General features: G+C 66.8%; 7 protein-coding genes, 1 tRNA gene and 2 pseudogenes. 4 read left to right on the forward strand and 6 right to left on the reverse strand.

Going from position 1 to position 9,437, the window contains the following annotated elements; genetic code table 11:
- Positions 1–321, forward strand: a pseudogene (locus ACLP9N_RS22960) (hypothetical protein); the annotation flags it as partial.
- 154 nt (positions 322–475) lie between these two features.
- On the forward strand, positions 476–649 hold the full coding sequence (locus ACLP9N_RS22965; RefSeq protein ID WP_442409550.1) for a hypothetical protein: 174 nt from the start codon (positions 476–478) through the stop codon (positions 647–649).
- A gap of 91 nt (positions 650–740) precedes the next feature.
- Here ACLP9N_RS22965 and ACLP9N_RS22970 read toward each other — a convergent pair whose 3' ends face one another.
- The 6 genes from ACLP9N_RS22970 to ACLP9N_RS22995 all read right to left on the reverse strand — a co-directional run bounded on the left by ACLP9N_RS22970 (position 741) and on the right by ACLP9N_RS22995 (position 8,530).
- Complete coding sequence (locus tag ACLP9N_RS22970) at positions 741–2,075, reverse strand: UDP-glucose dehydrogenase family protein (protein ID WP_442409551.1); 1,335 nt, start codon at positions 2,073–2,075, stop codon at positions 741–743.
- Between the two features lie 101 nt (positions 2,076–2,176).
- The gene (locus ACLP9N_RS22975; RefSeq protein WP_442409552.1) at positions 2,177–3,637 is read right to left on the reverse strand and encodes a DUF7159 family protein; all 1,461 of its coding nucleotides are present in this window, start codon (positions 3,635–3,637) and stop codon (positions 2,177–2,179) included.
- A 145-nt stretch (positions 3,638–3,782) separates the two neighbouring features.
- Complete coding sequence (locus ACLP9N_RS22980) at positions 3,783–5,186, reverse strand: DUF7159 family protein (protein ID WP_442409553.1); 1,404 nt, start codon at positions 5,184–5,186, stop codon at positions 3,783–3,785.
- Positions 5,187–5,356: 170 nt separating this feature from the next.
- Entirely contained in the window at positions 5,357–7,192 is a 1,836-nt protein-coding gene (locus ACLP9N_RS22985; protein ID WP_442409554.1) for a DUF7159 family protein, read from the reverse strand.
- 80 nt (positions 7,193–7,272) lie between these two features.
- Positions 7,273–7,845 carry a dCTP deaminase gene (dcd, locus tag ACLP9N_RS22990; RefSeq protein WP_442409555.1) on the reverse strand — a complete coding sequence of 191 codons (573 nt, stop codon included), beginning with the start codon at positions 7,843–7,845 and terminating at the stop codon, positions 7,273–7,275.
- A gap of 46 nt (positions 7,846–7,891) precedes the next feature.
- A complete protein-coding gene (locus ACLP9N_RS22995; RefSeq protein ID WP_442409556.1) occupies positions 7,892–8,530 on the reverse strand; it encodes a hypothetical protein in 639 nt (212 codons plus the stop codon).
- A gap of 260 nt (positions 8,531–8,790) precedes the next feature.
- Here ACLP9N_RS22995 and ACLP9N_RS23000 point away from each other — a divergent pair.
- Positions 8,791–8,864 (forward strand) — tRNA-Gly (locus tag ACLP9N_RS23000).
- Between the two features lie 274 nt (positions 8,865–9,138).
- Positions 9,139–9,437 (forward strand): annotated as a pseudogene (locus ACLP9N_RS23005) (aminobenzoate oxygenase); the annotation flags it as partial.

The raw sequence follows: 9,437 nt of genomic DNA on the forward strand, positions 1-9,437 counted from the left end.
CATCACTTGCTCAAAACCTTCTGGTCGGGGCCCGACGGCTGGCGCGATCGGCAAGACCCCGACGGCACAATCACCTGGACTGCTCCGTCCGGACGCACCTACATCACCCGACCCGGTAGTCGGCTGCTGTTTCCGACCCTCTGCCTGCCCACCGGCGAATTGCCCAGCGCCCCAACGGCAGAACTGCCCAGCGGGCAGCGCGGCATCATGATGCCCACGCGCCGCCGGACCCGAGAACAAGACCGCGCCTACCGCATCGACGCCGAGCGGGCCCTCAATGCCGGCCGCGGCGCGGAACGCAACAAGCCGCCGCCCTTTTGATCCGGCCTGACCTTGATTTAACGTCCCGGACCCCGCGCCGACACGACATGGCGCAACATTTATCGGGAGAAAGGGGAGTGCCGGACTGATCAACAATCCTTTTTGGGACGCCGTCAAGGATTGCGTTGAGGCCGATAGCTTCCAGGGCAACCCGGTGGTTGGTGAGTTCCGTTTGGACCTAAGCGTGGCGGAGAACATGGCCCGCTTCCTATTCCTGTCCTGGCCGCCCTATGCCCAGGGCGTCGGTGCCCGCATAGTGGCGGCCTACCAGGGGAATCGCATCATCTACATCGACGAGGACGAGGTTCACACGACGAGATCAACCTGATACTCGACAGGGGTTGGACCAAAGTCGATTCCCGCAAGCCGGTTCAATTTTGGGGTGTGCACGACCGGCTGATCGTGTATGAGCGGGGCTCCTAGGGCCCCTTGGGTCGGGGCGCGCCCAGCCTGAACACCCGCCAACCGGCCTGCTGCCAGCGCGAGGCATCGAGGCAGTTGCGGCCGTCGACGATGACCCGGGCCCGCACCTGGTCGGCCAGGTCGTCGGGGGCGAGGTCGATGAACTCCTGCCACTCGGTAAGCACCAGGACGGCGTCCGCTCCCTCGCACGCCTCCTCGACGGAAACCGCGTAGTTCAGTGTCGGGAACTGGCGACGCGCATTGTCCAGGGCTTTCGGGTCGTAGACATTGACCGCGGCACCGTTGAGCTGCAGCTGGCCCGCGACGTTAAGCGCGGGCGAGTCGCGCACATCGTCGGATTCGGGTTTGAACGCCGCGCCGAGTACGGCAATGTTGGCACCCAGCAGCGCGCCGCCGCACGCGGCGGTGGTTAGTTCGACCATCCGGGTGCGTCGGCGCATGTTGATACTGTCCACCTCGCGCAGGAAGGTCAGCGCCTGGTTGGCCCCGAGCTCGCCGGCGCGGGCCATGAACGCTCGGATGTCCTTGGGCAGGCATCCACCGCCGAAACCCAAACCCGCGTTGAGGAATTTGCGCCCGATCCGTGGGTCGTATCCGAGCGCATCGGCCAACAGTGTGACGTCGGCACCCGCCGCCTCGCACACCTCAGAGATCGCGTTGATGAACGAAATCTTGGTTGCCAGAAAGGCATTGGCCGAAACTTTCACCAACTCCGCGGTCTGCAGATCGGTCACCAAGAACGGCACACCGGCGTCGAGCATCGGTGCGTAGAGCTCGCGCACCACCGCCTCGGCGCTGGGCGAATCATCTTGTACGCCAAGCACAATGCGGTCCGGCTCCAGGGTGTCGTGCACCGCGAAGCCCTCGCGCAGGAACTCCGGGTTCCAGGCGATTTCGACATCGACTCCCGGGCGCGCCAGCGCGGCGGCTCGCTGGCCCAGGTCGGCTGCGGTGCCCACCGGAACCGTCGACTTGCCAACGAGCACAGCTGATCTGGTCAGCTTCGGAACCAGCGTGTCGATGACGGCATGCACATGGCGCAGGTCGGCACCGTATTCGCCCTTCTTTTGCGGCGTACCAACGCCCAGGAAATGGACGTCGGCGAACTCGGCTGCCATGTCATAGTCGGTGGTGAACCGAAGCCTGCCAGCGGCAAGGTTCTTGGTCAGCAGCTTTCGTAAGCCGGGCTCGTAGAACGGAATGTCACCGCCGGCGAGCTTGGCGACCTTGCCTGGATCGATATCGACCCCGATGACCTCGTGCCCGAGTTCCGCCATCCCTACGGCGTGGGTGGCACCCAGATAACCGGTGCCAAAGACGGTGCATCGCATACCACGTGTGTAGGTGGCCGCGATGAGCTAACTGCATCGCGCTGCTGAGCGGGAGGCAAACGCCAGGTGACAGGTAGCTTCGGATGGCCGGACGCCGGCTATCAGCGGTGACCTCCGCCACCGTGGCCGCCGCCGAAGCCGCCGCCAAAGCCACCGTGACCACCGCCACCGGGGAATCCGGGGAATCCGCCACCGCCGGGGCCCCCGCCGCCATAGTGACCGCCGCCCGGCGGACCGCCGAAGATCGGCAGCGGTATCGGGACGGGCACAGGAACGGGTGGCATAGGTGCCACCGGCGGAGGGGCCGGCGCCGGAGCGGCGGGAACCGGAACAGGGGCCGGCGCCGGCACATCTGGTATTGGGGCCGGAGCCTGCGGCACCGGAACGGCCGCGGGAGCCGGAGCCTCCTGCGGCACCGGAACAGGCGCCGGAGCCTGTGGCGCCGGAGCAGGCGCAGGGGCAGGCGCCGCCGCGGGCGCAGGGGCAGGCACCGCCGCAGGCGCGGGAGCCACGGCCGGCTGCTGGGTGGGCGCGACGATGTTGTGGCCAGGATCGGGCCGCACACCGGCCGTCGGCCGGATGGTGATCGCGAGCGAAACCACCAGCGCCGCCACGCCGACGATGAAGATGGCCGCCAGCGCGCTACCGATCAGCGTGAACGACCTGCGTTCGGGATAGTCGGCGCCGACGGTGCCGGTCGCGGCGGTACGAGAGGCCGTGTAGGCGTCGGCGAAGTCGTCGGGAACGGCGCTGTAGGCGAGCGCATCAGCTGCGTCCGCGCCGGCGGGGACGTCGTAGTAGCCGTGGGCGACCGCATAAGGCAGCACGGCACCCGTGCCGGGATCCTGCGCGTAGGCACGCGCGGCGGTAGACGACACGAACAGTGGCGCATTCGCCGACGCCAACGCCGCTCCGCGGGCCAGTGCCATCTCCGGCTCCTCTGGCGCACTGACCGGAAGGGCGGTCGCCGCGTCCAGCGTCGGCTTGATCAGCGGAATGTCGATGCCGGAGCCGACGACGAACACGCCGTCCGGGCGCGTGTCCAAAGCCTCAGCGCCCGAGACTATCGTGGTCAACTCGGCCACCGCCGCGTTGTCGTCTTCGGGCAGCGCCCGCCGCTCAACATCGACGATCGACCCGTCAGCGGTGTCTACGACCGCCAGCGTGGCGGTATCGGGCTCGATGAACAGCAGCGCGGTGTGGGCGTAGTTGGTCGCATTGCCGACCGCCTGAGCCAGCGCGGCGGCCGCCAGGAACGACGAGACCAACATGACGTTCTCGACCTTGTGGGCAGCCAGCGCGTCGCGCAGGGCGGCGGCCTCGGTCGGGTCCGTCCAGGTCACTCCGGTCGACGTGAGCTGGTAGCCGCCTTCGGCCGCGCCTTCCCGGGTCCCCAATATGGCCGAAATCACCCGGTCGGCTGCGCTGACCGGCGCCGTGTCCTCGTCAGCGACGATATCGAAATTGTCTTCGTCGACGGTCGCGCCATCACCGTTTTCGCCTTCGACCAGCACCATCCGGACGGCCGTCGGCGCCATCGACACACCAAGAACTGTGTCCAAAGCTCCCCCAAATATTCTTTTGGTCGCCGGTTACGTCCAACCGACGACCGACGTCGTCGTGGATCTCCCGCGTATTCCCCGCGAACGTCAAGTTTACGCGTGTTGGGGCGTGCGCGCTTAGAGCCAGGTGCCCCGCGCCCAGGCGCTACCGGTGGCCGAACCCACCGAACCAGTGACCCCCACCAAAACCACCGAACCCATGTCCGAAGCCGCCGAATCCGTGGCCGCCGAACGGCCCACCGAACCCACCACGCCCGCCACCGAACCCGGGCCCGCCCCTAAAAGGCTCCTCACCGTGCTCTCGCGGAGCCACCGGACCGCGCATCGGACGCTCGACGGCCGGCGCATGGACCGGCGCGATGGGGATGGGCACGGGCACCGGGGCTACCGGAACCGGAGCCGGTGCCGCCCTGGGGATGGGCGCCGGTGCCGGCGCGTTCAACAGCCGAGGCGCCGCAATGGACGAGGGCATGTGGATTTGGGGCTTCGGGACGGACGCCTGAGCCGGCAGGCCCTGTTGCTGGGCCGGGACAATGAGATTCTCATTTGGGTTGGGGCGCAAGGCAACTGCCGGCCGGATACTTATCGCCAAGGCGATCTCCAGCGCGACAACCGCACTTATGAAGATCACCGCGAACGAGCTACCCAGTAGCAGGATCGGCCTGCGCCGCGGCACGCTCTCATCCAGACCGGCGTCGTCGGCTTCCTCCGCCATTCCGGTGTCGGCGTCGGCGTCCTCGTCCGGGACGGCGCTGTAGGCGACGTTGTCCTTGCCCGGCTTGCTCTGGTACGCGGTCTGGTATCCGCGATGGCCCACCCCACCGGTGCCGTAATCCAGCGCATAAGCCAGCGCCGCCGTGGATGACGCGAACAACGGGGCATTCGCCGACGCCAGCGCCGCACCCCGGGCCAGCGCCATCTCGGGTTCTTCGGGTGTGGACAGCTGAAGGGAAGTCGCGGCCTGCAGCGCTGGCTTGATCATCGGGATGTCGACGCCAGAACCCACGACAACCACGCCGTCCGGTTGGGCGTGCAATGAGTCAGCGCGGGAGAGCAGCTCGACCAGTCGGGCCACCGCCCGGTCCTCGTCGTCGGGTAGGAGCCGCCGGTGCACCTCCGCGATTGACCCGTCGGCGCTTTTGACCACAGCCAAAGTCGCGCTGTACGGCTCGACGTAAAGCAGCGCGGTCTGGGCGTAGCCAATGGCGTCGCCGACGGCCTGAGTAAGCGCGGCGGCAGCCATAAACGCCGAAACCAGCATGACGTTTTCGACCTTGTAGGCGATCAGCGCATCACGCAGCGCCGCGGCCTGGACGGGATCAGTCCAGGTCACGCCCGTTGATAACAGCTCAAAGCCGGCCTCAGCAGCGCCTTCCCGAGTGCCCAAGATGACCGAGATCACCTGAGTGGCCGCGGTGGAAGCGGACGAGTCCGCGGTCACGTCGAGGTTGTCCTGGTCGACGGTGACCCCGTCGGCGTTTTCACCTTCGACCAGCACCATGCGGACCTTCGTCGGCGCCATGGAGACACCGAGCACGATGCCCACCACCGCTGAAGCCCCCTCTGCGTTGTTTGTTGCGCAACCACGGATTTCATTGCCACAGCAGGCACGGCCAAATCCGGGATTAGCTGGGGTTTATGAAGTTCTGATCGGGAAGGGCGGTTCGGCTTTGACCCTACTCGCGTAGAACGGCAGGGATTGTAAAAACTCAGTTGCGGCTAGTGGTGCCCGCCGCCGCCGCCGTGACCGCCCCCGCCGAAGCCGCCACCACCGAAGCCGCCGCCGCTGTGGCCGCCACGGCCGAACGGTCCGCCGCCGAAGCCGCCACCACCAAACGGTCCGCCGCCGAAGCCGCCACCGCCGAACGGTCCGCCGCCGAAGCCGCCACCGCCAAACGGTCCGCCACCGCCGGGTTCACCGCCCCCAAAGTGGCCACCCCCATTGGGTGCGCCACCACCAAACGGACCGGGTTCTGGACCGGGGGCGCCACCACCGAAGGGGCCACCACCAAAGGGGCCACCACCAAAGGGGCCGCCGCCAAACGGGCCGCCGGGTTCTGGGCCGGGACCGTTAACGGGCCCGCCGCCGTGAATCGGTGCGGGGCCGCTCGATGGTCCGCTGCCCTCGCCGCCTGGGCTTTTCGGCTTGGGGGACGTCCCTTGCTGCCACGGAGGAGTTTGATGGTAGGGCGAAGATTGCTGCGGGACGTATGTCCGGGGTTGGGGAACCAGCTGCTGCGGCTCCAACGGCCGCACAGGCGCCTCGAGGACAGGGGGGTGCACTACCGGCGCGGGAACGATCACAGGTGGAACCACCACGGGAACCGGCACGACCGCCGGAGCCGGCGCAGCTACGGGCACGGGTGCCGGTGCCGGCAGGTTCAACGGCTTGGGCGCGGCCAGCGCAATCGGCGCCTCGATCTTCGGCTGCGCAAGGGATGCTGCAGGGTTCGGGCGCGCAGGCGCCTGCTCGGCCGGCACGATGAGGTGCTGGCCAGGGGTGGGCTGCTGCAACGCGACCGTAGTGCGGATGCCGACCGCCAATGCGATCTCCAGCGCCACCACCGCGGCAATGCCGGCCACCGCCAGCCCGCTGCCGAGCAGTAGAGCCGGCTTGCGCCGCGCTTGGCCGTCGTCCAGGCGGACGGGCGCGCCTATGACGACGGTTGGGCTGTCGGCATCCTCGTCTCGCACAGCGCTGTAGGCGAGGTCGCCATCACCAAGCTCGTCAACGGTGGCAGCAGCGCTAGCACTGCCGACACTGAGGTATTCGGGCGGGGCGTAGGGGTCGACCGCGCCGGTGCCGGGGTCTTGGGCGTAGGCCAGCGCCGCCGTCGACGACGCGAACAACGGCGCGTTCGCGGAGGCCAGCGCCGCGCCACGGGCGAGCGCCGTCTGCGGCTCTTCCGGCGCGCTCACACTGAGCGAAGTCGCCGACTCCAGCGCGGGCTTGACCGAGGCGATGTCGACACCAGAGCCGACCACAAACACACCGCCTGGAGCTAACTCCGTCTCCTCCAGCCCGGCGAGCATCCCGGTGAGTTGGGCGGTCGTCTCGTCGCTATAGACGTCGTCGATCCGCTCTTTGTAGAAATCGGCAATGGAACCGTCGGAGGTTTCGACGACAGCCAAAGTCGCGCTCTCGGATTCCACAAAGAGCACCGCGGTGCGGTCGTAACCCATTGCCCCGCCGACGGATTGTCCCAACGCGGCCGCGGCAAGGAACGCCGACACCAACATCACGTTCTCGAGCTTGTAGGCGGCGAGCGCGTCGCGCAGCACGGCCGCCTCGATCTGGTCGGTCCACGTCACACCGATAGCCGACAGCTGCAGGCCCGCGTTGGCGGCGCCCTCGCGGGTGCCCAGGATGGCGGAGATCACGTGGTCGGGCGCACTGGCGCCCCTCGACACATCAACATCGGTGACGAACAGTTCGTCCTCTTCGACCGTAACGCCCTCGGCGTTTTCGCCCTCGAGGACGACCATCTGAATCGACGACGGCGCCATCGACATCCCAAGCACGATATCCACGGACCCCTCCTGAGGTTCTGTCATCGGCCAAATAGTCCGCGCGGAGGAGAAGCACAGACCTACTAATGATCGCGCACAACCACTGTGTACGGGGCCTGTCGAACCTATGTAGATCTTATGAAGTTCTGGTAAGAGCGAGATGGCGTCGGTCCCCGTTGACCCTGGTATTTCGAGCCGACGCGGGAACTGCCGTAGGGATGTTCGGCCGGGCTGGTCAATCGCAAGATGCACAGCTGACCGATCTTCATGCCCGGCCACAGCGTGATCGGCAGGTTGGCGACGTTGGACAGTTCCAGGGTGATGTGACCGGTGAAGCCGGGATCGATGAAGCCCGCGGTCGAGTGCGTCAGCAGGCCCAGCCGGCCCAGCGACGATTTGCCCTCCAAGCGCCCCGCCAGGTCGTCGGGCAGGGAGAAGAGCTCCAGCGTCGAGCCGAGCACGAACTCACCCGGATGCAGCACAAACGGTTCTCCCGCAACGGGTTCCACCAGGCTCGTCAGCTCGTCCTGCTGCTTTGCGGGGTCGATATGGGTGTAACGGGTGTTGTTGAACACCCGGAACATGGAGTCGAGCCGAACATCGATGCTCGATGGCTGCACCAAGGTGTCGTCGAACGGGTCGATGCCCAACCGCCCGCCGGCGATTTCGGCCCTGAGGTCACGATCAGAGAGCAGCACGCGATGAGCCTATCTGCCTGCAGACGGGACGCCGGCTCAGTGTGGCTCAGCGGAGATAGGATTCCTGACCCGTGGGGTAGCCACCTCCGAGCGTGGTGACGTGGACGTGGTCGTAGTGGCCCATCCCCATTGCCCGCGCACCATGCGGCGTGTAGTACATGCCGCGCCAAATCGCGTCTTGCATCGCAAATCGATCCGCGTTCTGCAGCACAAAGGCGACGATCTGGTCTCCGAGGGCGATGCCTTCGGCCGAGCTGGGGTTGGGAATCATTACGTCGATCGCCAGACCACGAGGGTGCCACGGCAGCGGATCCGGTCGAACGCCACCCATTTCGTGAATCTCGGGGAAAGCCGCACTGATGGCGCGAGCCGCCAGGATGGTTCTGACCTGTAGGCCTTGCTCGTTGACCCTCCCGACGGGCAAAAGGCGGCTGTCGACCCGCAATCTCGACGCTCGAGCGGGCTGCTCTTGGCCGGCAACCGCCGCGGCCCGCCCCGCGCTCGGTGCCGCCACAATCTCTAGGCAGCACGGCGCGACGTCGCTGACAACCGGCTTGGCGTGCGCGCGGGCGGCGACGGAGTAAACGTCGCCTCCGGCGGCAAAGAACGCGCCGGCCGCGGCGACGCCCGCAGCCACGACTATCGGCGACTTTCGCCGAGCCCTGGGTAATGAATGCCGACCCACGGGAAGCACATTACGACAAGATAACGAAAGAATAAATATCGACCCTTCAAGATCAACGGGCAGAAATTCTTTCCGGGCGTCTACGAGGGCGGACAGATTACTTGTGCCGCGACAGAAACCGCGGCGGTTTGATAGCGGCGTTGGATTCGCGCGCTCGAATTACTTTCCGTATCTGAGCCCCACCCGCCGCTGTGATTTCGGAAGCCGTCTGCCTGCCCGGCGGGGATGCTAGCCTGCTCAGGCCGGACTTTCCTGGGCGCGCCGATGTAGTTCAATGGCAGAACATCAGCTTCCCAAGCTGAATACGCGGGTTCGATTCCCGTCATCGGCTCCACGAAACCCCTGTTCAGTGGCATCTGTGCTGGCGACACTTCATCCTCGAAGGGTTGCTGGGCGCGCCGAGCCGACGCAGACCCGAAGCGGCCTCGGCGAGCGGGGCCGGATCGAGGCGGCCGCGGCGCTCGCCGACGCGGACACCGAATCCGGCGAGGACCATCTGGCATCGCGTGACTACCCGCCGATCAGGGTTGACGCGCTGCCGAACGCGGTGCAATGTGATAGACGTCATATGACCACTGGTCACACACCGGGCAGAAAGGCGGCAGTTCATGACCACGAGGGACATGTACACGCACGTGCCCGCGCCGTACTCGTGGGAGGTCCCGAGCGTCGGCGACGCGCGATTCACGTGGGAGTACGACGAGGGGCGCGCCCGGCTCCTTTCCCTGTACCAAAAGGGAAAGGACAAGCAATGGGACGCCCAGTCGCGCATCGACTGGACGCAAGAAGTCGACCCGAAGAACCCGGTCGGGCTGCCCGACGAGTTCCATCCGCTGTTCGGCAGCCCGATGTGGGACGCCGCAGACGAATCACGTCGCGCCGAGATGCGCCAGCACTCCCAAGCCTG

Origin of the sequence: Mycobacterium sp., from assembly GCF_052144515.1 — a bacterium.
Classification (GTDB): Bacteria; Actinomycetota; Actinomycetes; order Mycobacteriales; family Mycobacteriaceae; genus Mycobacterium.